We start from the raw sequence: 204 nt of genomic DNA, 5'->3' as shown, positions 1-204 counted from the left end.
TGCAGGCGCAGCAGCAGCCGCACCTGGTGCCAGGGGGCGTCCTGCGGGTGCGGGGCCGGGTCCGGGGAGAGCCCGTGGGTGAGCGCCGCCGCGTTGTACGGGCTGCCCGCGGTGACGAGCGGCAGCGCGGCCACCGCGTCGGTGAGCCGGTCGCGGGCGGCGTCCGCCGGCGGGCGCAGGTCGGCGTGGGCCGCTCCCGGGGCC

1 pseudogene is annotated in these 204 nt (G+C 81.9%); it reads right to left on the bottom strand.

Annotation, left to right across the window (positions count from 1 at the left end):
- Window positions 1-204 (bottom strand): annotated as a pseudogene (locus tag G3I53_RS19215) (hypothetical protein); the annotation flags it as partial.

The sequence above is a fragment of the Streptomyces sp. SID14436 genome (genome assembly GCF_010548465.1).
GTDB lineage: Bacteria > Actinomycetota > Actinomycetes > Streptomycetales > Streptomycetaceae > Streptomyces.
The sequence above is the reverse complement of the archived record's forward strand: the minus strand, read 5'-3'. Positions and strand labels throughout refer to the sequence as shown.